Genomic DNA, 26,135 nt, shown 5'->3' with positions numbered 1-26,135 from the left:
ATGTATAATAATTTAGGTGACAGAAAGCTATCAATGCTGATGGATTTCTATGAACTTACCATGGCTAACGGATACTTTGCCAACGGTATGAAGGATGATATTGTTTATTTTGATATGTTTTTCAGGAAAAATCCTGATGGGGCGGGTTTTTCCATAGTTGCGGGCTTAGCTCAGGTTATTCAATATATTAAAGAATTAAAATTTGATGATGATGATATTGAATATCTTAGGGGTAAAAATTTATTTAAAGATGAATTTCTTAAATATTTGAAAAATTTTAAGTTTTCAGGTGATATATATGCCATACCTGAAGGCACTCCGGTATTTCCCGGCGAACCGTTATTGACGGTAAGAGCAAAAACAATCGATGCACAGTTGATTGAAACAATGCTTTTATTAACCATAAATCACCAAAGCTTAATAGCTACTAAGGCAAATCGAATTGTCAGAGCCGCTAAGGGAAGACCTATTATGGAATTTGGTGCAAGGAGAAGTCAGGGATATGACGGTGCCATATATGGAGCAAGGGCGGCATATATAGGTGGAGTTAACGGAACAGCAACTACTCTTGCTGACGAAGTGTTTGAAGTGCCGGCTCTCGGTACTATGGCACATTCTTGGGTACAAATGTTTGAAAGTGAATATGAGGCATTTAAGGTTTATGCTGAAAATTACCCTGATAGATGCACTTTATTGATTGATACATACAATGTAATAAAAAGCGGCATCCCGAATGCTATTAGAGTATCGAAGGAAGTTCTTGAGCCGATGGGAAAAAGGTTAAAGGGTGTAAGATTAGACAGCGGTGATATAGCATATCTAAGTAAAAAATGCAGACGAATGCTTGATGAAGCAGGTCTTAATGATTGCAATATTGTGGCTTCCAACAGCTTAGATGAATTTATTATTACTGATTTATTGGATCAAGGTGCTAAAATAGATTCGTTCGGTGTGGGAGAAAGGTTGATAACTGCTAAATCAGAGCCTGTATTTGGTTGTGTATACAAACTTGTAGCCATTGAAAGGGACGGAGAAATAATTCCTAAAATTAAAATTTCAGAAAACGAAGAAAAAATCACTAACCCCGGATACAAAAAAGTATGGCGCCTGTACGACAGAGATACAAACAACCCCATAGCGGACGTTATAACATTGTCCCATGAAACAATTGACGATTCAAAGCCATATACAATTTTTGATGAAATACATGTTTGGAAAAAGAAAAAGGTAACTAATTTCTATGTTAGGAATCTGCAAGTTCCGATTTTTATAAATGGAGAATGTGTATATGAAAGCAGAAATATTCATGAGATTAAAAAATATTGCAAAAATCAAGTTGATAATTTATGGGGTGAGGTAAAAAGATTTATTAACCCTCACAGCTATTATGTAGATCTTTCCGCAGAACTTTGGAATTGCAAACAGAATTTAATAAATCAGTATAGCTTCAAAGATCTAAAGTAAACAAAAGGGACAGTTCTTTTCGTTGCACAAACACACAATGAAAAAACCCGTCCCGTTTTATTTTTTTTAAACAGAATAATTATCAAAATATCCTTGTATATAAATAATCGGAGTTCCCTTGTCGCCGCTTCCGGATGTTAAATCACACAGTGAACCGATTAAATCGGTTAACCTTCTTGGTGTTGTTCCCTGGGCTTCCATACTGCTTTTTAAATTACCGTCTTTGTTTTCAATAGATTTAGTGATTGCTGCCTTTAATTCATCACCGTATAAGTCCTTAAACTGATTGTCTGCAAGGTATTTCAATTTAAGTTCATTTGGTGTGCCTGACAAACCGTCTGTATAGCCGGGCGAAACAACAGGGTCTGCAAGCTCCCAAATTTTACCTACAGGATCTTTAAATGCTCCGTCACCGTAAACCATAACTTCTATATTTTTACCTGTCTCATTGAAAAGTATTTTTTGTATTTTATCTACTAAGCTTTTGCAACCTCTTGGGAATAGCTTAACTGAATCCTCCGTTGCTTTATTTGACCCCAACAATCCGTATTCTTCGTTGTAACCGCTTCCGTTTACTGATGAAGATAGTATATCATCTAATCCATACACAACTTTTGCTCCGGCATTTTTAAGTAATCTCTTGCTTCTTTGTCTTGTATGAATGTCGCAGACTAATACAGAGTCGGTATATTTTAATATGCTGACAGGGTTATTTGCTAAAATAACTTCTGCTTCGGCACCACTTTCCTTTATTATATCTGAATAATATTTTATATAATCTATTCCGGTAAATATATGATTTGTATTTTCAAAATGATTTCTGAATTCTCCCTCTGTAAGTATATCAGTCCATGGATTAATGCCTGCAGCATCAAGCGAATCATAAGTTACAAAAGAATTACCAACCTCATCTGAAGGATAACTAAACTGTAAATATACTTTTTTGAAAGATTTAGCAATGCCCTTTAAACATATGGCAAATCTGTTTCTGCTAAGTATTGGAAATATTAAGCCAATTGTATCACAATTAAATTTATCTTTTACATCAGAAGCAATATCATCGATTCCGGCATAGTTGCCCTGGCTTCTTGCTACTACCGATTCAGTAATTGCTAATATATCCCTGTCTTTTAATGAAAAGCTATCAAGCTTCGAAGCTTTTAATACTGAATCAACTGCTATTTGAGCTATATCATCACCATTTTTGATAATGGGAGCCCTTACACCTCTGACAACAGTTCCGACCATTCTATCCATTTTTTTCTCCTTAAATAATTATTTATTATTTTTTCCTTGTACATTATAATACATTTAAAGATTTAAGTAAAATATTTTTTGTGTAACGCATTGGTTGTATTTTAATATATTATTTGATAATATCAAAGTATTGTGTTATATTATATTGATTATTTATTCGGAGGATATTTATGAATTTTCCAAGGATAGGAATGCGAAATATAAAAACATCAACATCAGTATTCCTTTGCTTATTGTTATTTGAACTTTTTAACAGAGAAAATGCCCTTATGGCATGTGTTGCTGCAGTTATTTGCATGCAAAATACTATAGTGGATTCATTCAGAAAAGGCACTGAAAGAATAATAGGTACAATTATCGGGGGTATAGCAGGTGCATTAGTACTTTTTATTATAAGCACATTCGGCCGTGAAAATATATTAATTTTTATCATACCGATAGGAATTATAATTCTGATTGAAATATGCGTATCATTTGGCTTGAAAAACTCTGTCGTAATATGTTGCGTCGTTTATTTGGGCTTATTAACATCACGGGAGCATGAAGGTGGTTATATTTTATATACGATTAACAGAATACTGGATACATCCGTAGGAATAGTTATAGCTTTGTTGGTAAACAAATATATGAATATTCCTACGGATGATATAAAATATAAGTTGAAAATATCAAAAGAACCTGATAAGGATGATGCTGTAAAGGATATATTAAATGAAAATAATAATGATGAAACAAATATGAAGGATATTTAAATTTATTATTGACAATGTGTTAATAGTAATGTAATGTATGAAATGTTATCATCTTGCATAAAAACAGGGACAACTTCATAATATTAAAAAAAGATATAATAGGGGGTTGTCTTAAGTGGGAGCAGATATAGGTATCGTATTAGCTTATTCGGCAGGAATAATGTTGGTATTTATGGTTTCCTGGATTTTTGTGAAACCGCTGAAGTTTTTAGGTAAAATGATATTGAATTCTATTTTGGGAGCAGTTTTTTTAATTATTTTTAATTATTTCGGACAATATTTTGAGTTGTACATTGCAGTGAACGAAATAACGGCTTTAATTTTAGGTATTTTGGGAATACCCGGTTTTATTGCGATATTAATAGTAAAATTTCTTTTATAGGTCACTTAAAACGCCCGCCTGCTTCGTTGTCGTTCAGACGGTCAATCCTCACGTATGTATGAATACGCTCCGGTTGCCCGTCTTCCGACGCCTTGCAGGACGAACCTTTTAAGCAACCTATATGATTGATTAAATATCTTCAATCTGTATATAATAAAATTATACTAAGGGGTATTTTGCTATAAAATTTTTTATTGGACAACATTTTATTACTGTAATATAATAGTATTAATTTCTTTAATGTTATTTAAGGGGTGGTAAAATGTGGTTAGAATATATCGTTCTTTTTTCAATTGCAGCCACGGTATTTTCTATAATGATTGTTTTAATCATAGAAACTGTGCACACAACAAAGAGCATTTCAAGAAAAAGAAACAGCAGAAAAACAGCTGCAAAAAGCAGTAAATTATAAAAAAGGAGATGAGCACTAATCCCAATATACAACAATAAATTTAGCAAATTTATTTAGTTTTACGGGAGATAAACAATGGATAAACTGAATATTATTTCGGGGATTAAACAGTATCGAAGCGAAGTAGATACAAATTTTCACATGCCTGGTCATAAAGGTAAACATGGAATTTTAGATGAAATAGGTAATAATCTTAATTTTTATGATATTACCGAAACTTTAGGTACAGACAACTTACATTACCCAACAGGATTTTTAAAGGATGCCATGAACTATGTATCAAAATCATATGGCGCTAAAAGATCTTATATGGTCGTTAACGGAACATCTTGCGGAATTATATCGGCTATAATGGCATGTACAAACCCCGGTGATAAGATTATTGTGCAGAGAGACTGTCACAAATCCGTTTATAATGCTTGTATATTAGGAGATTTAAAGTTATACTATTTATATCCTGAATTTAACAAGAAGTATGGATTAAATTTCAGTATCAGTTTGGAAAAGTTAGAACAAATGCTAATAGATAATCCTGACGTAAAAATGGTTGTTTTGACTTATCCGACATTTTATGGCATTTGTTTTGATGTAAAAAAAGCAGCAGAAATAGTTCACAAGTATGGGAAAATACTTATGATCGATGAAGCACATGGTTCACATTTGCATTTTTGCAAGGATTTATTGCCTCCTTCGGCTGAAAGCTCAGGAGCTGATATTGTTACACAAAGCACACACAAAACTCTTCCTTGTATGACGCAAGGTTCTATATTGCATGTATGCTCCGACAGAGTTGATATGGCAAATATTGAATCAATGCTTAGAATGCTTCAGACAACTTCACCGTCATATATCCTTATGGCATCAATAGAAAATGCAGTGCATTGGATGAATCAATACGGAGAAGAAAGATTAAAAAGAAACATAGAGGTATTCAAGAAAAGAACGCTTGAGCTTAGAAACATGGGCATAAATGTTTTAGAAGATGATTTTATAATCAGTGAAGGATGCTACGACTTTGATGCCACAAGAGCAGTTATTAGTATGAGCGAACTTGGTATTACAGGAACAGAGCTTCAGGAAATTCTTAGATATAAATATAAAATTCAAATGGAATTTGCAGACTTACAGTATACTGTAGGATATATTACAGCAACTGATGAAATAGAAGATATAGACAGATTATTTGATGCTGTAAAAGAAATATATTTAGAGGAAAGCAAGAGTAAGGAAAAGAGAGAAATAATACAAATAGAGCCATTTCCTCAATTGCAGCACGAGAGAAAAATGAGGAAAGCATTTTATGCCGTAAATGAATTGATTGATATGGATGAAGCAATCGGCAGAACGTCTGCTGAATTTATAATTCCATATCCTCCGGGAATTCCTTTGGTTTGCCCGGGTGAAATAATTCAACAGGAAACAGTTGATTATGTTAAGGTAATGCTTGAAAACAGCATAAATGTTAATGGAGTAAACAAATACAATCAAGTGAGAGTTGTTAAATGAGAGGAATCTTTATTGTATTAGAAGGTCCGGACGGTTCCGGAAAAAGCACTATGGCTAAAAAAATAGGTAAATATTTTTCCGAACAGGGTAGAGAAATAGAATTTACCAGAGAACCGGGCGGAACTAAAATAAGCGAAAAAATCAGGGAGCTTATTTTAGACAATAATAATACTGAAATGAATTATAGAACAGAAGCTTTGCTTTATGCGGCAGCAAGAGCACAGTTGGTAACTGAAAAAATAACTCCTTGGCTTGAACAGGGTAAAATCGTAATAAGCGAAAGATTTGTCTATTCAAGTTTAGTATATCAAGGTATCGGCAGGGGCTTAGGTATTGAAGAAGTCAAAAATATAAATAAGTTTGCAACTGATAAACTTCTGCCTGATTTAGTTTTGCTGTTGGATGTTAATCCTGAGAAGGGATTAAGAAGAAAGCTGAACATTGATGGCGGAGATCGACTTGAAAATGAAAGCATCGGCTTTCATAAACAGGTTTATGAAGGATATAAGGAACTTGCCTTGTCTTGCCCTGAAATTAAAACAATTAATGCCGAAAGAACTATTGATGAAATTTTTAATGAGATTAAAAATATTATTATTTCAATGTAGGAGGATCTTATGAAATCAATAACTGCCATAGTACAAAACGATGATGCAAATAAACTGATTTCCGCTTTGAGAGAAAGTGGCTTTTCATCAACAAAAATGTCATCTACCGGAGGTTTTTTGAGCTCAGGAAATACAACCATAATATCATTGGTTGAAGACGATAGAGTGGATGAAGAAATTGAGATAATTAGGAAAATATGCAAGACAAAAAAGAAAATTACGGCAGCTATACCTCCAAGTTCATTTAGTACGGTTGGAGGATATTTACCTCAAACTATTGAAGTAACAGTTGGAGGGGCAGTTGTTTTTGTAACTAATGTAGAAAGATTTGAAAAGATTTAGGTGATAAAATGCATTTCAGCCAGATAGCAGGCCAAGATGAAATCAAAAAATCTTTAATAAATTCAATTAATAACAATCAGGTATCCCACTGTTATATATTTGAAGGACCAAAAGGCATGGGCAAGTATGATTTAGCTTTAGTATTTGCCCAAGCTTTGCTTTGTAAAAATAAAGATAATACCCCTTGCAATAAATGCCATGATTGTTTAAAGGTAAATTCAGAAAATCATCCTGATTTACATGTAATAAATATTGACGAAACAACAATAAAACGCGAAGACATTGATGAATTAATCAATTCAATTTATAAAAAACCTTATGAGGCAAATAAGAAAATATATATAATAAAAGAAGCTCAGGAAATGACGCCTCAGGCCGCCAACACATTTTTAAAAACATTGGAAGAACCGCCTAAGGATTCTGTTATAATATTATTAACAACCAATTCCAATTTATTATTAACAACAATCGTTTCAAGATGTCAGCATATAAAGCTTAAAAATGTTAACAAGGAAATTATTAAATCCCATTTGATTGATAATTATGATATATCAGATGAAATTGCCGAATTAGCATCATTTTATTCAAAAGGGATATTAAATAAAGCAATAAGCATCAGCTTAGAAAAAGACAACTTATTAAAATTCAGAGAAGAAATAATTAAATTATTCGATAAAATTATAAACTCTGATTCGGAAATTATATATGATTTGGAAAACTACTTTGAAGAACAAAAAGATAATATAGATTCAATAATTGAAATTATGATGACATGGGTTAGAGATATAATGTTCATCAAAAATAATATGGAAGAATTAATTATTAATAAAGATTTTAAACAGCTTATTAAAATGCATGGAGAATTAATGAAAGATAATTCGAATATTATTGAGTACATGCAGCAAACAAGCGAAAATATAAAGAGCAATGTCAACTATAAATTAGCGGTAGATAATATGCTTTTAAGGATTCAGGAGGAATTTAGATGATAAAGGTAGTAGGCATCAGATTCAAGAAAGCTGGTAAAATATACTATTTTGATCCTGATAAAAAGTGGATAAATGAAGGAGACTTCGTAATAGTAGAAACAATCAGGGGGATTGAATATGGTCAGGTTGTTGTCGGTCCGAAAATGGTGAAGGAAGATGATATAATTTCACCGCTAAAAAAGGTTTTGCGACTGGCAACAGAAGAAGATATAAAAATAAATCAAGAAAATAAAGAAAAAGAAAAAGATGCATTCGATTTATGCTTAAAAAAAATAGAAGAGCATGGATTGGAAATGAAGCTTGTTGATATAGAATATACCTTTGATAACAATAAGGTTATCTTTTATTTTACTGCAGACGGCAGAATTGACTTCAGAGAGCTTGTTAAGGATTTGGCTTCAATATTCAGAACAAGAATCGAATTAAGACAAATAGGAGTCAGAGACGAAGCCAAGATGATTGGAGGACTCGGACCGTGTGGGAGGCCAATGTGCTGTTCATCATTTTTAGGTGAGTTTTACCCTGTGTCGATCAAAATGGCAAAGGAGCAGAAGTTATCACTTAACCCTGCTAAAATATCAGGTATATGCTCACGATTAATGTGTTGCTTAAATTATGAGCATCAGGTATATGAAGAAAACATAAAGGAGCTGCCTGACGTAGGAGACAGAGTTTCTATCATAGGAGGCAACAGAACAGGTATAGTAATAGATATTAACCCATTGTTTAAAACTGCAAGAGTAAGTATTAATAAACCCGATGGAACAGTAGAAATAGAGGACATAGACGGTTCAAACCTGAAGGTTATTGAAGAAGGTGTGTTAAAACAAAGACATGACGATATAAATTTAGAAGAATTAAAAGAATTGGAAGATTAAAATGAAAATAAAATATTTCATATTTAACATAAAAAGTACTTTAAAATATGATTAAATAGTGTTAAAATATGTATTGATAATGTTGGGGGAGGTGAAATAAATGTCATATATTATTACAGATGCATGCATCAGCTGCGGAGCATGCGAACCGGAATGCCCAGTAGGAGCAATTACTGCCGGTGATGATAAATATGAAATTGATCCAGCAACTTGTATCGATTGCGGAGCATGTGCAAGTGTTTGTCCTGTAGAAGCTCCACAACAGGATTAATAGATACTAAAGAAAAAAAGCCAACGCATGGCTTTTTTTTAATTTGTCAAATTATTGTCATTTTAAAGTTTAGAATCATCAATATTGTCCAGATGATTTTTTATATGTGAAGAAACTGTTTTTATGGTATTTTCTTCAAATGGACTTTTTAAATTTCCGGTTTTCACTATTTCAAGGAAGGACTGACTTCCTCCCACCTTGCAAATATTGTTGTAATCCTCCCAGCCTTTTTCTCTGTCTTCATTAAATTTTATCCAATACTGATATGCACATATTTGTGCCAAGGTATAATCGATATAGTAGAAGGGACCGAAAAATATATGCCCTTGCTTAAACCAATAGGTTCCTTTGTCTAAGAAATCATTGTCTCCATAATCCTTGTACGGAGTATATTTCTTTTCTGTATCTCTCCATGCCTTCTTTCTTTCATCAGGAGTCATGTCTGGATTTTCATAAACTATATGTTGGAATTCATCAACAGTTACTCCGTAGGGGATGAAATTAAGTGAATCAGCTAAGTGAAAATATTTAAATTTATCTATGTCATTTTCAAAGAATAACTCCATCCAGGGCCATGTTATAAATTCCATCCCCATAGAATGAATTTCACACGCTTCAGAGGTAGGGAAGCCGTATTCGGGAGCATCCCAGTTTCTGCTCTGATAGGTTTGGAATGCATGACCGGCTTCATGTGTTACCACGGTTACATCATCCTGTGTACCGTTAAAATTAGCAAAGATGAACGGTGATTTGTATTTATGTAAAAATGTGCAATAACCGCCTGCTTGTTTGTTTGGCTTTGTTTCAAGGTCAAACAAATCTCTTTCAAGCATTATATTAATGAACTTACCTGTTTCGGGAGAAATCTCTTCATACATTTTTTTTGTTTTTTCCATAATCCAAGGTTTATCGCCTTTAGGAGCAGGGTTTCCTGTCATAAAATTTAACGGTATATCGTAGTATTTGAAATTATCAGCTTTTATTCTTTTGGCCTGCTTATCTCTTAAATCATTTGATAAAGGAACTATGTATTTTAAAACGTGTTCTCTGAATTTGCTTACATTATCCTTGTTGTAATCAGATCTGCCCATTCTAAGGTATCCTAATTCAACAAAGTTTTTAAATCCAAGCTTTACGGCAATTTCATTTCTTGTTTTAACTAATTTATCATATATATTATCAAATTTTTCCTCGTTTTCCTTAAAGAAGCTGCTCCATTTTTCATGAGCTTCCTTTCTTACACTTCTGTCCATTGATTCCATATACGGCTGCATTTGTGATAAATTAAGTACCTTTTCGTCATATTCAATTTTAGCCGATGATATTAATTTGGAATATTCACTGACAAGCTTGTTTTCTTCCTGCATGAGAGGAACAACTTTATCAGAAAATGTTTTTATTTCCATTTCAGCTAAAGTAAATAGCTGAGGTTTAGCTTTAACTTTTAATTCTTCTTTAAATTTAGAATTCAATAATGTTTTATAAAACTCAACTCTAAGTCCGTGAAATTTAGGCATTGTCATATCTATGTATTCATTTTCCTTGTCATAAAATTCATCGGCAGTATTAATCGAATTTCTTATTAATACAAGCTGAGCCATAGTATCGGTTTCTTTTTGAAGTTCATTGATTTTTTGTAAATAACAGTATTGTTCTTCCGCATCCTTTGAATCGTTAAATTTGCTCAATAGTTCCATGTATTGAGATTTGATGTTTTCATATTCGGGTCGTACATATTCGTAATCTTTAAATTGCATACTACACCTCTTTTATATTAGAATATCTCACTTTGTGTAATCCTATTATACCAAAAATTGATAAAAATACAATGAAAAATATGTCATATGATACATTGGCATAAATGTTATCATGTTTAAAAATACATTGCAGTTATTGAAATAGATATGTTATAATACTATGAACAAAATATAGCAGGATGAACTTTTTCAACAACCTATAAATTGAGGAAATATAAGGATACAACATGAAAAATATTATAATTAAGGTTTTAAAAAACTCCATTGCCGAAGAGCTTGAGCTTGAGCCCGGTGATGAGCTTATTTCAGTTAATAACTGCAGCATAAAGGATTATATAGATTATAAGTATCAAATTTCGGATGATTTTGTTTTGTTTGAGGTAAGAAAACAAAACGGTGAAATCTGGGAGCTTGAAATAGAAAAAGAATACGATGAGGATATCGGAATAGTATTTGAAAACCCTTTGATGGATAACATAAAGGTGTGTTCAAACAAATGCATTTTTTGCTTTATAGATCAAATGCCTAAGGGCATGAGAAAAACTCTTTATTTAAAGGATGATGATACGAGATTATCATTTCTTTACGGTAATTTTATAACATTAACCAATTTGACAGATGATGAAATAGATAGAATCGTAAAGTACAGAATCAGTCCTATTAAGGTTTCGGTTCATACTACGGATTCCGAGCTCAGAAAATACATGATGGGCAATGATAAAGATATAGACATTTTAGAATATCTGAAAAAATTAATTGATGCAGGTATAACTGTAGATTGCCAAATAGTCTTAGTGAGAGATGTAAATGACGGAAAACAGCTAAGTAAGACAATTAATGATTTATCTTCTCTTCATCCCGGCTTAAGAAGCGTTGCGGTAGTTCCTGTAGGTCTGACAAAGTTCAGAGAAAGATTGATAGAATTAAAACCCTTTGATAAAGAAAGCTCTGATGAGGTAGTAAGACATGTCACCGAAATTCAGGAAGAGCTTCTGAAAAAATTGGGAACAAGATTTATATTCATAGCAGATGAATTTTATATTCAAAGCAGGAATGATTTTCCGTCTTATGAAAGCTATGAGGATTTTGATCAGCTTGAAAACGGAATAGGAATGTGCAGATTATTTAAGCAGCAAATTGAAGATTTAATAGGAGAATATGAAGGAAGAGAGCCTATTGCAGAGGAGCTTACTTTTATTACGGGAGTTGCTGCTTATGAATTGTTGACAGAGATATCAGAAAAAGTTATGAAATCAATACCTGTTAAAATTAATGTAATAAAAATAAAAAATAACTTTTTCGGAGAAAGAATAACAGTATCCGGCTTAACCACAGGGAAGGATATTATAGAGCAATTAAAGGATAATAATTATAAAAATATAATAATTCCTAAGAATATGATTAATGATAACAATGTTATGCTTGATGATTTAACAATAGAAGATTTAGAGAGAGAATTAAATACAGAAGTGGCTTTTTGTGAAGTTGACGGTGCAAGCTTGCTGAATTTAATTACAAAATAACGGAGGATATAATGGCGAAGCCGATAGTTACGATTGTAGGAAGACCTAACGTAGGAAAATCAACACTTTTTAATAGAATAGCAGGAAAAAGAATATCAATAGTAGAAGATACTCCCGGAGTTACAAGGGATAGAATTTATGCTGAATGCGAATGGCTGGATAACCATTTTACATTAATTGATACAGGCGGTATAGAGCCGGATGCAACAGATACAATTTTTGCGCAGATGAGAGTTCAGGCAGAAGTTGCAATTGAAATGGCTGATGTTGTATTGTTTATGGTTGACGGCAAGGAAGGCGCTACGGCAGCAGATATGGAAGTTGCCCAGATACTTAGAAAGGCAAAAAAAGAAATAATTTTGGTTGTTAATAAAATGGATAAATTTGTTAATAACGATAATATTTATGAATTTTATAATTTAGGAATAGGGGATCCTGTATCCATATCTTCATCAGAAGCATTAGGTATTGGTGATTTGCTTGATGAAATTATATTTAGATTTGATGAAACAATGAACACGGACGAAGAAGATGATAGTATAAAAATTGCCGTAATCGGTAAACCAAATGCAGGCAAATCATCAATTATAAATAAAATAATTGGTGAAGACAGAGTCATTGTAAGTGATATACCCGGAACTACAAGAGATGCCATAGACACTAAATTTGAAAGTAACGGACAGAAATACACCATTATCGATACAGCAGGTATAAGAAAGAAAAGCAAGGTTTTAGAAAATGTTGAAAAATACAGCGTACTTAGAGCATTTACTGCCGTTGAACGAGCAGATATATGCCTGCTTGTGATAGATGCAGATAAAGGTGTAACAGATCAGGATATAAGAATAGCAGGTTATTCTCATGAAAATAACAAGGGTATGATTATTGTTATAAATAAGTGGGACTTAATTGAAAAGGACAACAGTACATTTAAAGAATTTCAGGAAGACGTAAGAAAGGCGCTTGCTTATGCAACCTATGCTCCTATTTTAACTGTATCTGCCCTCACCGGTCAAAGGGTCAATAAGGTTTTAGATGCGGTTGATGAAGTATATAACTTCAGAAATTTAAGAGTTTCAACAGGTGTATTAAATGACATTTTAACAGAAGCCGTTCTTATGAATCAGCCGAGAACAGTTAAAGGCAAAAGATTAAAAATATATTACGCCACACAGGTTGCGGTAAATCCGCCGAAGTTTTTAGTCTTTGTAAATGACAGCACTATAGTTCATTTTTCATACGAAAGATATTTAGAAAACAAAATACGTGAATCCTTTGAATACAAGGGGACACCGATTATAATAGAATTCAGAAGCAAAAATGAGAAAAAACTATAACAATTGATATATTGGAGGGACAATGAAATACTTTATTATCGCAATAATATCATATTTATTAGGAAACATTTCATTTGCCTATATATTAGGCAAAATTTTTACGAAAAAAGATGTCAGGGATTTTGGCAGCGGCAGTGCAGGCGCAACAAATGCATTAAGAACATTCGGCAAAAAAATCGGTATAATGGTTTTTTTCGGCGATGTATTAAAAGGAGTAATAGCAGTTTTAATAGGAAAAAATATCGGAGGCGATACAGGTGCTTACTTAGCAGGAGCTTCTGTAATAATCGGACATAACTGGCCCGTCCTCTTAGGGTTCAAGGGTGGCAAGGGTGTTGCCACAACTATAGGCGTAGTATTTATGATTAATATAAAATTAACCTTAATTTGTTTTGTATTAGGGGTTATAATAATAATAATAACAAGGACAGTATCGATGGGTTCAATATTCGGAATGGCCATGGCGCCGGTTGTTGCAATTGTATTTATAAAACCCTTCGATTTAGCATTTTTTTTATTCTGCTTATTTATAGCAGGCATGTCTATATACAGACATAAGGATAATATTAAAAGGTTAATAAAGGGAACAGAAAGAAAGATATAGGAGATGATGTGTTGAACAGAAAAATAACGCTGCTTGGCGGCGGAAGCTGGGGAACAGCTCTTTCAAAGCTTTTATCAGAAAACGGTCATCAGATTACTGTCTGGCTTAGAGATGAAAATCAATGCAGAGAATTGAATACAGAAAGGATTAATAAAAAATACCTTCCTAAAATTCAAATTCCCGATAATATTATGTTTACTTCAAATATAAATGAAGCTGTAAAAAATGCACAAATGCTTTTAATAGTAACACCTACTCAAATGATAAGAAGTGTTTTGAAGCAAATTGATGCAGAATTCAAAAAAGATAAAATAATTATAAATGCTTCAAAAGGTATTGAAATAGGTACCTTATGTTTAGTTTCAGACATAGTAAAGGAAGAAACGACCGATTGTACCTTTGCTGTATTATCCGGTCCATCACATGCAGAGGAAGTGGGACTTTCTTTACCGACTGCTATAACCGTAGCATGTGATGATAAAAAAATATCTGAAGAAATTCAGGACACCTTTATGTCATCTTACTTCAGAGTTTATACCAATGAAGATGTAATAGGTGCGGAGCTTGGAGGAGCATTAAAAAACATTATAGCTCTTGGTGCCGGCATATCAGACGGTATAGGATACGGTGACAATGCCAAGGCAGCCTTAATTAACAGAGGTATAGTTGAAATTGCTCGATTAGGTGTGGCTATGGGAGCCGATATACATACATTTTACGGTTTAACAGGCATAGGAGATTTGATAGTAACATGCACCAGCAAACACTCAAGAAATTATAATGCCGGAAATCTTATAGGTCAGGGCTTTAAAAAAGACGAAGCAATTAAAAAAATCGGTATGGTAGTAGAGGGAATTCCAACCACATATGCAGCATACGAACTTTCCAAAAAGTTAAATGTTGATATGCCGATAGTAAGCGCAATGTATGATTTGTTAGAAAATAATGCTGACGTAAAAGAAACAGTAAATAAGCTTATGCTCCGCGACAAAAAAGAAGAAAAACTCTAAGGAGACAAAATAATGATTACATTTGACGAATTTGCAAAAATAGATATAAGAGTGGGAGAAATTATAAAGGCGGAGGTTTTTGAGAAGGCAAGACGACCGGCTTATAAGCTGTATGTTGATTTCGGAGAAGAAATCGGAATAAAAAAGTCCAGTGCCCAAATTACCGATTTGTATAAAATTGATGATTTAATCGGAAAACAGGTTCTTGCGGTAGTAAATTTCCCGCCGAGACAGATTGCCGATTTTATGTCAGAGGTTCTTGTTTTAGGAACTTATTCCAAGGATGGAGTTGTTTTGATCCAACCCGAAAGAACTGTTGAAAAGGGCGATAAGCTGGGATAGTATATTTAAATATGGGGGAATTTAATGAAAAGAAATTTAAACTTATTATATTTCAGCGCCACAGATACTACAGCAAAAGTAATTAAATCAATAGCTAAGGGGTTTAATGAAGATGCAAAAGAATATAATATCACTCTGCCTGAAAATAGGATAAAAAGTTTAAATTTTAAAAAAAACGATATAGTAATTATTGAGGTACCCGTATATGCAGGAAGAGTACCGGGATTTTTATCTGAATATTTTTCAGCAAAAATTCACGGGAACAATACATATGCGGTTTTTATTGTAGTTTATGGAAACCGCGCTTATGATGATGCCCTTTTAGAATTAAAGGATATTTTTGAAGGAAACAGTTTTATAGGAGTTGCCGGTGGAGCTTTTATCGGAGAGCATTCATATACTGAAAAGATAGCTGCAGGCAGACCTAACGAAGGTGATTTAGATATTGCCTATAAATTTGGCTGGGATATTAGTAAAAAAATAAACAGTATTGATATATTTTCAAAAAGGTTAAAAGTAAAGGGCAATTATCCATACAGAAAAGGCATGGTATATGAACCGGTTATGATTGATACCGATGAAAATTGTATTAATTGCGGTATATGTTCAATGCATTGCCCAATGGGCGCCATCAACAAAACTGACAACAAAAGTATTGATATTTTTAAATGTATAAGATGCTGCAGTTGTATAAAAAGATGCCCCGTTAATGCAAAGGATATAAATTATGACTTGCATAAAATATTTCTTAAAGAATTTATAAATACATATAGTGCTGTAAGGCTGGAGCCTGAACTTTTTATTGTTTAGTTGATTTTTTTAAAAGAATAGTTATTATTCTATTAATAATTTTAATTGCTTTTTTCTTTTTACATAATGATTATTCAATAGCCGGTTTATTTAAGTTCTTTTTTTAGTTGTTATTTCTTTTGGTGAAGAATTTATATATCGTGGTTATATATACAACAGATTGAAAGAAAAGTCAGTAATGAAAGCAATAATAATCAGCGGAATATTATGGGGCATTGGGCATCCGATTCTGCCGTCTATAATGGAAAATTCTAATATTTTTTTAGGAATTATATAACATAGGAGGCGGAATTATAGGTGGGTGGTATTTCATTTACCTTCAAGAAAAATCCGGTACATTATGGGTTCCGGTTTTAATACACGCTTTGCTTGATTATTTCTATATGCGTTTCGGTTCTTTAATAGCTATCATAGTACTTGTTTATTATATAAAAACATCAAGAAGTAATAAAAGTAGGACTATTGATATAAGTAAAATATCATAATTTAGAAATATATAAATTCGACCGTATATTGGCTTTGATTATTTTAACATCACTGAATTTTTCATTCAGTTCTTGTTTTATTATTTTTATAAAATTAAAATAATCACCGCCTTCCAGCCATTCCGCTATATCGGTTATTAATCCGCGATGTTCATTATAATCATAAATTATAACAAGATGTTTTGTAATTCTTTTCATTTCATCATACATTATTTGTCGTTCATTTTTGTTAAGTCCGTGAGCAACAAAGGAAGATATGGAAACGTCAAAGCTTTTATTTTTAAAAGGCAGACTTGTCAGTACATTTGCTTCTATGAATTCAATTTCTTTATTTTTAGATTTTTTCTTTGCTATTTCAACCATTCTTTTTGCAGGATCAATTCCTGTTACAGATAACCCATTTTCATAGAGCACATTGCATAAAGCTCCGGTACCACAACCTATGTCTATTATGTTTTTATAATTTGACAAATCCAATTCATCTTTAGTATTAGTAAAAATAGTTGTAAAATGTTTTACCTGAGTATTAAAAAAAAGTCCATATATTGATGAAATATTATTAAATAGCTTATCTTTTGTTTTCATGATAATCCTCTATAATCAAAATCGTGACATAAGCTATTATACCCTATTATATAGAATTGACGAAAGTAAATATTTGTTAAAATATCAATAGTTATTGGGGAGAAACAATTCTTTTTAACTAATCTATTCTAATTGAACCGTATTGTTTTCGATTATCAAAAAGTAGTTGTATTAAGCTTTTATAATATGGTATAAATTGACCATCATCTATCATAGAAAATATTTCTTCCATAGATGCCCACTTAACTTTCTGAACCTCTTCATATTGCAGTGATAGCTCATTGATATCAATATCCTGTTCAATTAGATAATAATCATCAAATCCATTTTTAAAGTTTATTGTAATATGAGGTCTGACATTTGTTAAATCTATTTTTAATCCGATTTCCTCAAACAGTTCTCGTTCAGCAGCATTTTGACTGTTATCACCTTTTACGGCGCTTCCGCCTACTGTTACATCCCACATATTCGACCAACCTTTTTTAAAAGGTTGTCTTTGTTGAATAAGCATTTCACCCTTAGAATTAAAAATACAAATATGTACAACTAAATGATAGCAGTTTTCTTCGAAATCTTCTCCGCGAGCCATAGTTTTATCTGTTTTATTCCGATTAATATCATATACATCCCAAAGTTCCATATTTCACCTAACCTAAATTTCATATTTAAAATCAACAAATATTATTGTAACTTATTTATTTGTTAAAAGCAAATAAAACATGCTGTTGTTTGACATACCTTAATAATCGTTATATAATATTGTTAAAATATGGATAAAATTGCGATTAGAGAGAATAGAATGAAAGATTAGCACCTATTTTAATTCTTTATATGCATAGGTTTTCTAAACCTGAATTGCCGGACTGCTCGACCTTTGCCTGATACACTTTTGCCGAGCCGATTTCTTTACAGGCTTTGCCCATATCCTGAAACAAGCGGTTGCAAGTTTGACAGTGAGTATGTGATACTCAACTGTTTTTTTATTATGTTTTTAATCCTATCATTACCTTGAAAATTATGTTAAAATAAATACAACAATTTTTTTGTGTAAAAAGGAGCTGATAAAATGAAGGATTTTATTGCGCTATTTATAGTGTGCTTTGTAATATGCTTAATTGTTATCTTTTTCACTGGAGGGATTATATTTACTAATATATGGGCAATTATTGCTTTAATTTCTATGATATTAGCTATTATAGCTAAAAATTTTATTAATCAGAGTGATAAGATTGAAGAATTGGAGAAGAAGATAGAACAATTATTGAAAGATGAACAAAATGACGAGGGGACGTGACGAGGGGACGTGACGAGGGGACGGACGTGACGAGGGGACGGGGTTACTGTCATAAATATAAATTAAATTTACGTAATGAGGAAGTAATATGGAAATTATTTTAGCGCTAATTGGTATGCTTGTATTTTTTTTAGTTGTAAAAGGAGCGGTCCACCAAGGTACTCTTGATGCACTTAAAGATTTTGAAGATTATATGGATAAAAAAGAAAAAAATAAAATAGATTAGTTACATATATTGAAAATAAAAATTTAGAGTGTAACCTAAACCCTGATATTTCGTTTATTAGGTGAAAGGGGGTGTCTCTGTGTTAAACGACCAGCTGGAAACATTATATATTAAATACCATAGAGAACTGCAGGGATCATCATTTGGCGCAGGATTTAACCAGTGAAACATTCTTTAAAGCTATGTTATCACTTGATGATAATGTTTTATATATAAAATATTGGCTTTTCAGAGTTTGTAAAAATCTATTCATTGATTATGCAACAGGGATTTGGAACGTATGAAACAAGTTATAGATATAGAAATATTTTTACTGATGAAGATTACAGAGTTAATTCCAAAATAAAACGCGGTGAAATATATGCTACTCATCAAGACACATATGATAGCGATATTATGTTTTGGTATATTCAACGTCCAAACAGTGAGCAGAAATATATTGATGAGAAAAAAGAACGGGTTTTAAATCATATGAAACAATTAAATCCTGTTTCCTATGTTTCTGCAGGAATTACTTTTGAAAATGATTTGAACATGGAGGAATTGAACAATTTAGAATCGAAGTATCCGGATGTTGAATTTATATGGGCAGGAATACGAACGGATTCACCTGATAAGGAAGTTATGGACTTGATTGGTATTCAATTGCTCAGCAGTAATGGAGTACATCTGGATGATGGTGTTGAAGATAAATATAGAGCTTTTTCACTTTTAAAATGGCTTGTAAATCCTGTGGGTTCAGGTAACAGCGAATTGCCTATAGTCGCACAGGCATACGAGCTTCATTACAAAAGTTTATTGCAATATGTTATTGACAGAGAAGAAGCAGTCGATGTAATTGAACGCAGACCATGGAAAAATGAATTTTATCAAACAGCCCTAAATTATGCAGAAGAGCTGGGGGTAAAAACCTATGGAGTACTTGTATTTGCTGAAGCAAAGGATTTAATTGAATTGGTTGAAAATGAACAAATAAAATTGGTGGAATTCAATCAAGCTTTGGTTTCTAAAAGAAATATACAATAACATTATTACAATAAACAAAGGAATGTGATTTGAGAATATATTAATGCAAATAATTATAGAGGGGGAAACAATGGATAATATTTTAAAGAATAAAAAGACATCGCTTTGGATTGTCATAGCAATTATTGTTATAGCAGTTATTGTAGTCGTTGTATCAGACAGAAATTCCATAGATGAAAAACAATATCAATTTCCTTTAACTACTGAGGATATAGAAGGAGTATTAGCTGAGAAGGGAATAAATATGTATGTAGAAGACAGTAGCACTATTGATGGCTCAATAAATGTTCCTGCCTTAAAGAATGTCATAATAAATATAGCGACATTAAAAAATGATGACAATGTAACATTTGGAATCAGTTCTCAAGTCAGAAACAATCATAAGGTTTTGAACTTAACTTGGTATTTTCCGAAGACACTATCGTCGGAACAGGTTGATGATTTTTTTCATGATGAGCTACCGAAGCAATTTGAGCTTGCAGGTATTTTCTATGGAAACAAAAAAGAATTAGACAAAGAATTAAATAAATTGCTTGATTACTATCTTGATGAAAAAAATTATAATAACAGCTCCTATTGGAACAAAAGGGTGGGAAATGATCATTTAACAGTAAGAAGAAATAGCAATAACATGTCGACAATATCCATGATGATTATTCCCGATGAAATATATGAAGATTATTTAAGTACATCAAATGAGTTGTGGAAAGATAATGCCAAAACTGAGAATATTAAAATATACGACGGTACTGTAGCCGAAATTGAAAAGGCGTCAAGGGAAGAAGATACTGTAAAACACTTTGTAATAAAAGGACATCTGAAAAATATTAAAGAAAATAAAGTTGTTCCCGAAAAATTAGCTGATATCGAATCAAACTATTTAATGCCTAACAGAGATAAATATTTAAGCGCTAAATTAGTTGACAGCACAGGCAGCATAGATGTATTTCTACAAATGACTTCCCTTAAACCGAATGAATTAAGTAAAGATCGCAATCACAATGTTGTGATTCTCTACAACGATGGTGAACCTATATATATTGTTCGTTCCAGTACTTTAAATTAGCTTTAAAATGAACTTTATTAATTATTTATACGTCTATATATGTAGGGGAAAGTATAAATAATAATTTTGAGACGATTAAATCAGAATGAATAGTAAGGGGGGACTTTAATATGAATGGGATAGTTTTAAAACTTATATTAGTCTTTGGAATTTTCATAATAATTTATATAATTATGGAGCTTAAAGCCGATAATTTTATATCCTGGAAATTTAACATGATATGGCTATTGTTAATGATAACAAGCACACAGAGTGTTTCTGTTTATAATAATATTTTTACCGAGGGTTATTATTTACTAATTATGCCGTTATCTCTAATTGTAATAATAGGTGGATTTATAATTTTTCAAAAGAATAAAATATATTTATTCAGGGCAATAGATAAAAAATTAATCGCTGAAAAAAGGGATGATATAATTAAAATAATAGACAATTATAAAAATAATTATATAGATGATAAACCGGAAATAACATTATTAAAGGATAAAGTAGTTTTTGAAGGTATGAATAAGACACAGGTTGAAGAATGCTTATTATTAATAGGTAATTTTTTAAACGAAAACAGGAAAAATTACACTATGGCGGATTATGCGATTTATATTGTAAAATCATGGCTTGTACCATTTATCATTGCAATAGCGGCTGTTTTTATAGTTATTAAGCTTATATTGAACAGTTATTGAGAATAACAAATTCAGGAGGATTTATGCAGAAATATAAAAAAATTATCAGTATATCGTTATTTACATTGTTGATTCTTTTTTCATTAAATTTTTTTGGTTACGGGAATTCTGCAGAACCACCGTCAATATTGATTATAGTTCCAAATGCGACTGATGATTTAAATATAAAGTTAGAATTAGAAGACGGTGAATATGAAGGAAGAGTAGTTGATAAAGTTATAGAAAAATATTATACATTTTATTCAAGCGCTATTTTTAATAAACCAAGCAGCTATAATTTTATTGTAAGTACTGAAAATGAAAGCTTTGAAATTAAATTAGACAAACCGGCTAAAAATTATAATAATATTTATACACTGAATTTAAAATCACAAGCTTTAACGGAAGGGAAATTATTATCAAGATCTATTTTACTTGTGGCAATGCGAATTATTTTAACGCTCATAATCGAGGCATTTATATTCTGGATTTTTGGTTTCAGAAATAAAAAATCATGGGCAGCCTTCTTATTGATAAACCTTGTGACGCAAGGAGCGTTAAATATTTGGATAAGTGGTTTTACACCACTTATGAGCTATGCTATTTTCACTTTAATATTTGGTGAGATTTTTGTGTTTATTGCTGAATTAATAGCATTTTTATATTTCTGTAAGGAGCATGAGCGATTAAGAAAAGTACTATATGTGTTAACCGCAAATTTTGCAAGTCTGATTGTTGGAGGATATATAATAACTATACTGCCTATTTAGTTATTAATTTTTGGGTAGCAAACAAAAAGAAAAAAAATAGCAGATAGGATTCCAATTTTTTAGGAAGGATGGATTTATATGATGTTATTAAGCATAATGGCAATTTTTATTGTAGTAATAGCCATCTTAATTGTTGGAGTAGTAACAAAATAGAATTATTAAATAGTTGGATAATCTCTTTTAGCATAAAATTTAAATAAAATATTCTTACGATTGAGGTATAAATGAAGATTGCAATAATTGGATACAGCGGTTCAGGTAAGTCTACTTTAGCAGGACGGCTGGGAGAATTTTATGACTGTCCGGTTTTGTATTTGGATAAAATTCAATTCGAAGCAAATTGGATAGAGCGGGATGAAGAATCAGCTAAAGCAATGGTGAAAAGGTTTTTAGATGAAAATAACAGCTGGATAATAGACGGAAACTATACTAAGTTTTATAGAGAACAAAGAATGGAAGAAGCAGATATCATTATATTTATGGATTATCCAAGGTTAGTATGCCTATTTCAAGCTTATAAGCGATATTTGAAATATAAGGGAAAAACACGTGAAAGCGTGGCTCCTGACTGTAATGAAAAACTTGATTTTGAATTTATCAGATGGATTTTATTAGACGGAAGATCAAAGGAAAAGAAAAATCAATATATTGAGACAATTCAAAAATATAGTCATAAAATTGCAGTGCTAAAAAACAGAAAGGAAACGGATTCATTTTTGAAAGAATTGATGATGAGGTAGGTAAAAGATATGAGACGAAAAGACAGGGAAATGAGTAAGGAGTTTGGAATTGAGGTTATAGACAAGGCAAGTTACGGAGTAGTTTCCATGATAGATGAAAATAACGAACCTTACGGAATACCGCTTTCCATAGTCAGGGATGGAAACAATTTATATTTTCATTCTGCTTTAGATGGTAAAAAAGTAAGAATATTTGAGAAAACTCCTGCCGTAAGCGTAACTTTTGTGGGACAAGTAAAAATACCGGAAACTTTAACAGCAGAGGAATTAACTGAAATTTCAAAGGACAAGACCAAGGCAGATACACTTATAAGCAAGGTATTTACAACAGAGTACGAGTCAGCCATTGTAAAAGGAAAAATAAAATTAGTAGAAGACGAAGAAGAAAAATTAAAATCAATAAAACTTATATGTGAAAAATTTACACCATCAAAAATGGATTTCTTTAATTTAGCAATTGAATCCGGCTTGCAAATAGTTAATATGTACAAAATAGAAATTCACGAGATAACAGCCAAAAGAAAAAAATATGATATGCACGGCGAAGAAATGAAATGGGGAAGAATGGAGTAAATTAAGATCGAAAAGGTTGGTAATATAATGTTGGAAGTTAAGTTTTACGATAATGTTGATGATGAGCTGTTAAAATTTGCAGTCATTGTCGCAAAATATAAGGGGAAATGGGTATTTTGTAAACATAAGAACAGAGATACATTTGAGGTTGCAGGTGGTCATAGAGAAAAAAACGAAAAAATAATAGAAACTGCAGAAAGAGAATTATTTGAAGAAACCGGAGCTATTGAATATGATTTATCACCGATATGCGTTTATTCAGTAACTGGAAAAAACAGAGTAAATGACAGTGGTGAAGAGACATTTGGGATGTTATATTATGCCGATATTAAATCTTTAAATAATCTTCCCGAATCAGAAATGGAAAAGGTGTATTTGTTTGAGAAATTACCTGCAGATTTAACCTATCCTCTTATTCAACCATTGCTAATAAAAAGAGTTAAGGAACAGGTAATTAATAATAATGTTACGTGAGGTGGAGAAAATGAAGTATTATAAAAAATTAACAGGAAAGAAAGTTTATTTGTCACCGATGAATGTAGAAGATGCGGAAATTTATGTTAAATGGCTTAATGACTTCGATGTGACAGATGGTTTGGGTACTTCTAACAGAGTTGTATCCTTAGAAGGTGAAAGGGAATGGATTTCTCAAAATTCAGGTCATAATCAATTTGCCGTAGTAAGATTAGAAGATGATAAATTAATCGGCAATTGCGGAATTCACGGGCTTGATCAATCAAAGCAATGTGCGGAAGTAGGATTGTTTATAGGTGATGAAGAAAACCGCAACAAGGGCTACGGACAGGACGTACTCGACTTATTACTGAATTATGGTTTTAATTATTTGAATTTAAATAATATTATGTTAAAAGTTTTTTCATTTAATGAACCGGCAATAAATTGCTATAAAAAGGTTGGGTTTAAGGAAATAGGCAGAAGAAGAAAATCCTATTATTTAAGAGGTAAATTTTACGATGATGTGTATATGGATATATTGAGAGAAGAGTATCATCAATTCGATAAATAACGGAGGTATAAGATGATAGAATTACCTGAAGCTACGACTATAGCAGAACAGATTAATAAAACAATCAGCGGAAAAAGAATTAAAACCGTTAGAGCGGCTTATTCACCTCATAAATTTGCCTGGTATTATGATAATCCTGAAAATTATGGTAATCTTCTTTTAAATAAGATAATCGGTAAAGCAGAAAGTTATGGAGGATTTGTAGAAATTAATGCGGAAGATACTATAATATTATTGGGAGACGGAGCTAACATTAGATTTCATAATACAGTAGAAAATCGACCGCAGAAGCATCAGCTTTTATTAGAATTCGAAGATTTAACAGCATTAAGTGTATCCATTCAGATGTATGGGGGTATTTGGTGCTTTAAAGATGGAGAGTTTCAAAATAAATATTATGAACTTTCAAAAAGTAAAACGTCTCCTCTTTCGAACGAATTTGACGAAGAATATTTTAATAGTATAATTTCTTTTCCCGGCAATGAGAAATTAAGTGCTAAAGCTCTGCTTGCCGCTGAGCAGAGAATTCCCGGTCTTGGCAATGGCTCTTTGCAGGATATTCTTTTTAATGCAGGAATACATCCAAAGAAGAAAGTAAAAATTTTAACTGATGATGAAAAAGAAAAACTCTTTCATTCAGTAAAAACAACCATTAATGAGATGGTTGACAAAGGCGGAAGAGATACTGAAAAGGATTTGTTTGGAAATCCCGGAGGCTATATAACAATTCTTAGTAAAAATACTGTTGACAAACCGTGTCCATCCTGTGGAACAACAATTAAAAAAGAAGCGTACATGGGTGGAAGCATTTATTATTGTAGTGAATGCCAAAAAACAAATGAGTAAAAGCTAAAAACTACCCTGAGGGTTACAAGGTAGTTTTTAAGAAAATTCATTTTATAATATTATAAATATAAGGGAAGACCTTATTTTAAGGGTTAACCCTTGTAAAAAATTACGTCAGTTTTTTGTGTTTACACAAAACTTGAAACGATTTCTGTTAAATACAGAATTTAATCCTCATTACTAGCTTAATAAATTTTATCTAACGTTTTAGGGTCAAATCAGTGGGATGCTTATGTTCGTTAATTTTAGTTGACACAAATTTTTATATACTCGATATCTTTTGTTATTTTAAAGGACTTTTTCCAGTGTCGTAAAATGGATTTTCAATACCAGCTCCAGTTATTAATACACCATCTCCATAGAAATAAGTATATCTCTGATAATGAAGAAATTCATCGTCTTCTCCGTATCTTATTGAGACTTTTATTTTAACTTCATTATACATACCAGCGATAACAGTTGCGAGAGCAAAAATTACACCAAACGCAGACCATCCTGCGTAAAGTGTTAATATAGCAGCTATTCCAGCAACAGTTAGTAAGCGTCAAACCTGCCGGTACATTTACAGCAAAATAATAAGATGAGATAATA

General features: G+C 32.0%; 33 protein-coding genes and 1 pseudogene. 29 read left to right on the top strand and 5 right to left on the bottom strand.

Features of this window, described 5'->3' with window-relative positions; all coding sequences use genetic code 11:
* The gene (locus RT412_RS15070) at window positions 1-1,464 is read left to right on the top strand and encodes a nicotinate phosphoribosyltransferase (protein WP_313340489.1); all 1,464 of its coding nucleotides are present in this window, start codon (window positions 1-3) and stop codon (window positions 1,462-1,464) included.
* A 66-nt stretch (window positions 1,465-1,530) separates the two neighbouring features.
* Here the strand turns inward: RT412_RS15070 and RT412_RS15065 are convergent, their stop codons facing one another.
* Complete coding sequence (locus RT412_RS15065; protein ID WP_313340488.1) at window positions 1,531-2,721, bottom strand: coenzyme F420-0:L-glutamate ligase; 1,191 nt, start codon at window positions 2,719-2,721, stop codon at window positions 1,531-1,533.
* A gap of 170 nt (window positions 2,722-2,891) precedes the next feature.
* Between RT412_RS15065 and RT412_RS15060 the strand changes: the two genes are divergently transcribed.
* The 9 genes from RT412_RS15060 to RT412_RS15020 all read left to right on the top strand — a co-directional run bounded on the left by RT412_RS15060 (window position 2,892) and on the right by RT412_RS15020 (window position 8,861).
* Window positions 2,892-3,473 (top strand): aromatic acid exporter family protein, encoded by a 582-nt coding sequence (locus RT412_RS15060; protein ID WP_313340486.1) that lies wholly within the window; start codon window positions 2,892-2,894, stop codon window positions 3,471-3,473.
* 115 nt (window positions 3,474-3,588) lie between these two features.
* Window positions 3,589-3,855, top strand: a complete 267-nt coding sequence (locus tag RT412_RS15055) for a pro-sigmaK processing inhibitor BofA family protein (protein WP_313340485.1) — start codon at window positions 3,589-3,591, stop codon at window positions 3,853-3,855.
* 262 nt (window positions 3,856-4,117) lie between these two features.
* Entirely contained in the window at window positions 4,118-4,267 is a 150-nt protein-coding gene (locus RT412_RS15050) for a hypothetical protein (RefSeq protein WP_313340483.1), read from the top strand.
* 75 nt (window positions 4,268-4,342) lie between these two features.
* Window positions 4,343-5,773 carry an aminotransferase class I/II-fold pyridoxal phosphate-dependent enzyme gene (locus RT412_RS15045; RefSeq protein WP_313340482.1) on the top strand — a complete coding sequence of 477 codons (1,431 nt, stop codon included), beginning with the start codon at window positions 4,343-4,345 and terminating at the stop codon, window positions 5,771-5,773.
* Window positions 5,770-6,381 (top strand): dTMP kinase, encoded by a 612-nt coding sequence (tmk, locus tag RT412_RS15040; RefSeq protein WP_313340480.1) that lies wholly within the window; start codon window positions 5,770-5,772, stop codon window positions 6,379-6,381. Before RT412_RS15045 ends, tmk begins: the two co-directional genes overlap by 4 nt.
* Before the next feature lie 9 nt (window positions 6,382-6,390).
* Window positions 6,391-6,723, top strand: coding sequence for a cyclic-di-AMP receptor (locus RT412_RS15035; protein WP_313340478.1), 333 nt, complete (start codon window positions 6,391-6,393; stop codon window positions 6,721-6,723).
* Window positions 6,724-6,731: 8 nt separating this feature from the next.
* Window positions 6,732-7,712, top strand: coding sequence for a DNA polymerase III subunit delta' (gene holB / locus RT412_RS15030; protein WP_313340477.1), 981 nt, complete (start codon window positions 6,732-6,734; stop codon window positions 7,710-7,712).
* Window positions 7,709-8,590, top strand: a complete 882-nt coding sequence (locus RT412_RS15025; RefSeq protein ID WP_313340475.1) for a stage 0 sporulation family protein — start codon at window positions 7,709-7,711, stop codon at window positions 8,588-8,590. Before holB ends, RT412_RS15025 begins: the two co-directional genes overlap by 4 nt.
* A gap of 100 nt (window positions 8,591-8,690) precedes the next feature.
* Complete coding sequence (locus RT412_RS15020) at window positions 8,691-8,861, top strand: 4Fe-4S binding protein (RefSeq protein WP_313340474.1); 171 nt, start codon at window positions 8,691-8,693, stop codon at window positions 8,859-8,861.
* Window positions 8,862-8,923: 62 nt separating this feature from the next.
* Here the strand turns inward: RT412_RS15020 and RT412_RS15015 are convergent, their stop codons facing one another.
* Window positions 8,924-10,618, bottom strand: a complete 1,695-nt coding sequence (locus RT412_RS15015) for a M3 family oligoendopeptidase (RefSeq protein WP_313340473.1) — start codon at window positions 10,616-10,618, stop codon at window positions 8,924-8,926.
* Between the two features lie 227 nt (window positions 10,619-10,845).
* Between RT412_RS15015 and RT412_RS15010 the strand changes: the two genes are divergently transcribed.
* From RT412_RS15010 to RT412_RS17185, 7 genes and pseudogenes are all read left to right on the top strand, one after another.
* Window positions 10,846-12,141, top strand: a complete 1,296-nt coding sequence (locus tag RT412_RS15010; RefSeq protein ID WP_313340472.1) for a DUF512 domain-containing protein — start codon at window positions 10,846-10,848, stop codon at window positions 12,139-12,141.
* Window positions 12,142-12,152: 11 nt separating this feature from the next.
* The gene (der, locus tag RT412_RS15005) at window positions 12,153-13,478 is read left to right on the top strand and encodes a ribosome biogenesis GTPase Der (protein ID WP_313340471.1); all 1,326 of its coding nucleotides are present in this window, start codon (window positions 12,153-12,155) and stop codon (window positions 13,476-13,478) included.
* Between the two features lie 22 nt (window positions 13,479-13,500).
* Window positions 13,501-14,082: a glycerol-3-phosphate 1-O-acyltransferase PlsY gene (gene plsY, locus RT412_RS15000; RefSeq protein WP_313340469.1), complete on the top strand. Its 582-nt coding sequence runs from the start codon at window positions 13,501-13,503 to the stop codon at window positions 14,080-14,082.
* An 8-nt stretch (window positions 14,083-14,090) separates the two neighbouring features.
* Window positions 14,091-15,092, top strand: coding sequence for an NAD(P)H-dependent glycerol-3-phosphate dehydrogenase (locus RT412_RS14995; RefSeq protein WP_313340468.1), 1,002 nt, complete (start codon window positions 14,091-14,093; stop codon window positions 15,090-15,092).
* Between the two features lie 12 nt (window positions 15,093-15,104).
* Window positions 15,105-15,434: a tRNA-binding protein gene (locus tag RT412_RS14990; RefSeq protein ID WP_313340466.1), complete on the top strand. Its 330-nt coding sequence runs from the start codon at window positions 15,105-15,107 to the stop codon at window positions 15,432-15,434.
* Window positions 15,435-15,458: 24 nt separating this feature from the next.
* Entirely contained in the window at window positions 15,459-16,244 is a 786-nt protein-coding gene (locus RT412_RS14985) for a 4Fe-4S binding protein (RefSeq protein WP_313340465.1), read from the top strand.
* A gap of 109 nt (window positions 16,245-16,353) precedes the next feature.
* Window positions 16,354-16,521: pseudogene (locus RT412_RS17185) on the top strand (CPBP family intramembrane glutamic endopeptidase); the annotation flags it as partial.
* Between the two features lie 202 nt (window positions 16,522-16,723).
* Here the strand turns inward: RT412_RS17185 and RT412_RS14980 are convergent.
* Window positions 16,724-17,314 (bottom strand): class I SAM-dependent methyltransferase, encoded by a 591-nt coding sequence (locus RT412_RS14980; protein ID WP_313340464.1) that lies wholly within the window; start codon window positions 17,312-17,314, stop codon window positions 16,724-16,726.
* 118 nt (window positions 17,315-17,432) lie between these two features.
* Window positions 17,433-17,954 (bottom strand): NUDIX domain-containing protein, encoded by a 522-nt coding sequence (locus RT412_RS14975; protein WP_313340462.1) that lies wholly within the window; start codon window positions 17,952-17,954, stop codon window positions 17,433-17,435.
* A 426-nt stretch (window positions 17,955-18,380) separates the two neighbouring features.
* Between RT412_RS14975 and RT412_RS14970 the strand changes: the two genes are divergently transcribed.
* The 12 genes from RT412_RS14970 to RT412_RS14915 all read left to right on the top strand — a co-directional run bounded on the left by RT412_RS14970 (window position 18,381) and on the right by RT412_RS14915 (window position 25,544).
* Window positions 18,381-18,608, top strand: a complete 228-nt coding sequence (locus tag RT412_RS14970) for a hypothetical protein (protein WP_313340460.1) — start codon at window positions 18,381-18,383, stop codon at window positions 18,606-18,608.
* Between the two features lie 88 nt (window positions 18,609-18,696).
* On the top strand, window positions 18,697-18,834 hold the full coding sequence (locus tag RT412_RS14965; protein WP_313340458.1) for a hypothetical protein: 138 nt from the start codon (window positions 18,697-18,699) through the stop codon (window positions 18,832-18,834).
* 143 nt (window positions 18,835-18,977) lie between these two features.
* Window positions 18,978-19,118, top strand: coding sequence for a hypothetical protein (locus RT412_RS14960; RefSeq protein ID WP_313340456.1), 141 nt, complete (start codon window positions 18,978-18,980; stop codon window positions 19,116-19,118).
* The gene (locus RT412_RS14955) at window positions 19,093-19,860 is read left to right on the top strand and encodes an anti sigma factor C-terminal domain-containing protein (RefSeq protein ID WP_313340454.1); all 768 of its coding nucleotides are present in this window, start codon (window positions 19,093-19,095) and stop codon (window positions 19,858-19,860) included. The genes RT412_RS14960 and RT412_RS14955 overlap by 26 nt, the downstream gene beginning before the upstream one ends.
* Window positions 19,861-19,930: 70 nt before the next feature.
* Window positions 19,931-20,926 (top strand): hypothetical protein, encoded by a 996-nt coding sequence (locus RT412_RS14950; protein WP_313340452.1) that lies wholly within the window; start codon window positions 19,931-19,933, stop codon window positions 20,924-20,926.
* A 110-nt stretch (window positions 20,927-21,036) separates the two neighbouring features.
* Window positions 21,037-21,609, top strand: a complete 573-nt coding sequence (locus tag RT412_RS14945) for a hypothetical protein (RefSeq protein ID WP_313340450.1) — start codon at window positions 21,037-21,039, stop codon at window positions 21,607-21,609.
* A gap of 23 nt (window positions 21,610-21,632) precedes the next feature.
* A complete protein-coding gene (locus RT412_RS14940; protein WP_313340448.1) occupies window positions 21,633-22,358 on the top strand; it encodes a hypothetical protein in 726 nt (241 codons plus the stop codon).
* Between the two features lie 224 nt (window positions 22,359-22,582).
* A complete protein-coding gene (locus tag RT412_RS14935; RefSeq protein WP_313340446.1) occupies window positions 22,583-23,098 on the top strand; it encodes a DNA topology modulation protein in 516 nt (171 codons plus the stop codon).
* Between the two features lie 9 nt (window positions 23,099-23,107).
* Window positions 23,108-23,671: a pyridoxamine 5'-phosphate oxidase family protein gene (locus RT412_RS14930; RefSeq protein ID WP_313340444.1), complete on the top strand. Its 564-nt coding sequence runs from the start codon at window positions 23,108-23,110 to the stop codon at window positions 23,669-23,671.
* Between the two features lie 27 nt (window positions 23,672-23,698).
* Complete coding sequence (locus RT412_RS14925; RefSeq protein ID WP_313340442.1) at window positions 23,699-24,145, top strand: NUDIX domain-containing protein; 447 nt, start codon at window positions 23,699-23,701, stop codon at window positions 24,143-24,145.
* A 10-nt stretch (window positions 24,146-24,155) separates the two neighbouring features.
* Window positions 24,156-24,698 carry a GNAT family protein gene (locus tag RT412_RS14920; protein ID WP_313340440.1) on the top strand — a complete coding sequence of 181 codons (543 nt, stop codon included), beginning with the start codon at window positions 24,156-24,158 and terminating at the stop codon, window positions 24,696-24,698.
* A gap of 12 nt (window positions 24,699-24,710) precedes the next feature.
* Window positions 24,711-25,544 (top strand): endonuclease VIII, encoded by an 834-nt coding sequence (locus tag RT412_RS14915; protein ID WP_313340438.1) that lies wholly within the window; start codon window positions 24,711-24,713, stop codon window positions 25,542-25,544.
* Between the two features lie 283 nt (window positions 25,545-25,827).
* On the opposite strand, the gene RT412_RS14910 is transcribed toward RT412_RS14915, so the two are convergent.
* The gene (locus RT412_RS14910) at window positions 25,828-25,989 is read right to left on the bottom strand and encodes a hypothetical protein (protein ID WP_313340436.1); all 162 of its coding nucleotides are present in this window, start codon (window positions 25,987-25,989) and stop codon (window positions 25,828-25,830) included.
* Window positions 25,990-26,135 lie beyond the last annotated feature (146 nt).

The organism is Sedimentibacter sp. (genome assembly GCF_032080165.1).
GTDB lineage: Bacteria > Bacillota > Clostridia > Tissierellales > Sedimentibacteraceae > Sedimentibacter.
Note: the sequence above shows the minus strand (reverse complement) of the source record. Positions and strands in the feature narration are given on the sequence as shown.

Coding starts and splice junctions, on each gene's coding strand:
- RT412_RS15070 (WP_313340489.1), top strand. CDS start 1: ATGTATAATAATTTAGGTGACAGAAAGCTATCAATGCTGATGGATTTC.
- RT412_RS15065 (WP_313340488.1), bottom strand. CDS start 2,721: ATGGATAGAATGGTCGGAACTGTTGTCAGAGGTGTAAGGGCTCCCATT.
- RT412_RS15060 (WP_313340486.1), top strand. CDS start 2,892: ATGAATTTTCCAAGGATAGGAATGCGAAATATAAAAACATCAACATCA.
- RT412_RS15050 (WP_313340483.1), top strand. CDS start 4,118: ATGTGGTTAGAATATATCGTTCTTTTTTCAATTGCAGCCACGGTATTT.
- RT412_RS15045 (WP_313340482.1), top strand. CDS start 4,343: ATGGATAAACTGAATATTATTTCGGGGATTAAACAGTATCGAAGCGAA.
- tmk (WP_313340480.1), top strand. CDS start 5,770: ATGAGAGGAATCTTTATTGTATTAGAAGGTCCGGACGGTTCCGGAAAA.
- RT412_RS15035 (WP_313340478.1), top strand. CDS start 6,391: ATGAAATCAATAACTGCCATAGTACAAAACGATGATGCAAATAAACTG.
- holB (WP_313340477.1), top strand. CDS start 6,732: ATGCATTTCAGCCAGATAGCAGGCCAAGATGAAATCAAAAAATCTTTA.
- RT412_RS15025 (WP_313340475.1), top strand. CDS start 7,709: ATGATAAAGGTAGTAGGCATCAGATTCAAGAAAGCTGGTAAAATATAC.
- RT412_RS15020 (WP_313340474.1), top strand. CDS start 8,691: ATGTCATATATTATTACAGATGCATGCATCAGCTGCGGAGCATGCGAA.
- RT412_RS15015 (WP_313340473.1), bottom strand. CDS start 10,618: ATGCAATTTAAAGATTACGAATATGTACGACCCGAATATGAAAACATC.
- RT412_RS15010 (WP_313340472.1), top strand. CDS start 10,846: ATGAAAAATATTATAATTAAGGTTTTAAAAAACTCCATTGCCGAAGAG.
- der (WP_313340471.1), top strand. CDS start 12,153: ATGGCGAAGCCGATAGTTACGATTGTAGGAAGACCTAACGTAGGAAAA.
- plsY (WP_313340469.1), top strand. CDS start 13,501: ATGAAATACTTTATTATCGCAATAATATCATATTTATTAGGAAACATT.
- RT412_RS14990 (WP_313340466.1), top strand. CDS start 15,105: ATGATTACATTTGACGAATTTGCAAAAATAGATATAAGAGTGGGAGAA.
- RT412_RS14985 (WP_313340465.1), top strand. CDS start 15,459: ATGAAAAGAAATTTAAACTTATTATATTTCAGCGCCACAGATACTACA.
- RT412_RS14980 (WP_313340464.1), bottom strand. CDS start 17,314: ATGAAAACAAAAGATAAGCTATTTAATAATATTTCATCAATATATGGA.
- RT412_RS14975 (WP_313340462.1), bottom strand. CDS start 17,954: ATGGAACTTTGGGATGTATATGATATTAATCGGAATAAAACAGATAAA.
- RT412_RS14970 (WP_313340460.1), top strand. CDS start 18,381: ATGAAGGATTTTATTGCGCTATTTATAGTGTGCTTTGTAATATGCTTA.
- RT412_RS14965 (WP_313340458.1), top strand. CDS start 18,697: ATGGAAATTATTTTAGCGCTAATTGGTATGCTTGTATTTTTTTTAGTT.
- RT412_RS14955 (WP_313340454.1), top strand. CDS start 19,093: ATGCAACAGGGATTTGGAACGTATGAAACAAGTTATAGATATAGAAAT.
- RT412_RS14950 (WP_313340452.1), top strand. CDS start 19,931: ATGGATAATATTTTAAAGAATAAAAAGACATCGCTTTGGATTGTCATA.
- RT412_RS14945 (WP_313340450.1), top strand. CDS start 21,037: ATGAATGGGATAGTTTTAAAACTTATATTAGTCTTTGGAATTTTCATA.
- RT412_RS14940 (WP_313340448.1), top strand. CDS start 21,633: ATGCAGAAATATAAAAAAATTATCAGTATATCGTTATTTACATTGTTG.
- RT412_RS14935 (WP_313340446.1), top strand. CDS start 22,583: ATGAAGATTGCAATAATTGGATACAGCGGTTCAGGTAAGTCTACTTTA.
- RT412_RS14930 (WP_313340444.1), top strand. CDS start 23,108: ATGAGACGAAAAGACAGGGAAATGAGTAAGGAGTTTGGAATTGAGGTT.
- RT412_RS14925 (WP_313340442.1), top strand. CDS start 23,699: ATGTTGGAAGTTAAGTTTTACGATAATGTTGATGATGAGCTGTTAAAA.
- RT412_RS14920 (WP_313340440.1), top strand. CDS start 24,156: ATGAAGTATTATAAAAAATTAACAGGAAAGAAAGTTTATTTGTCACCG.
- RT412_RS14915 (WP_313340438.1), top strand. CDS start 24,711: ATGATAGAATTACCTGAAGCTACGACTATAGCAGAACAGATTAATAAA.
- RT412_RS14910 (WP_313340436.1), bottom strand. CDS start 25,989: ATGTATAATGAAGTTAAAATAAAAGTCTCAATAAGATACGGAGAAGAC.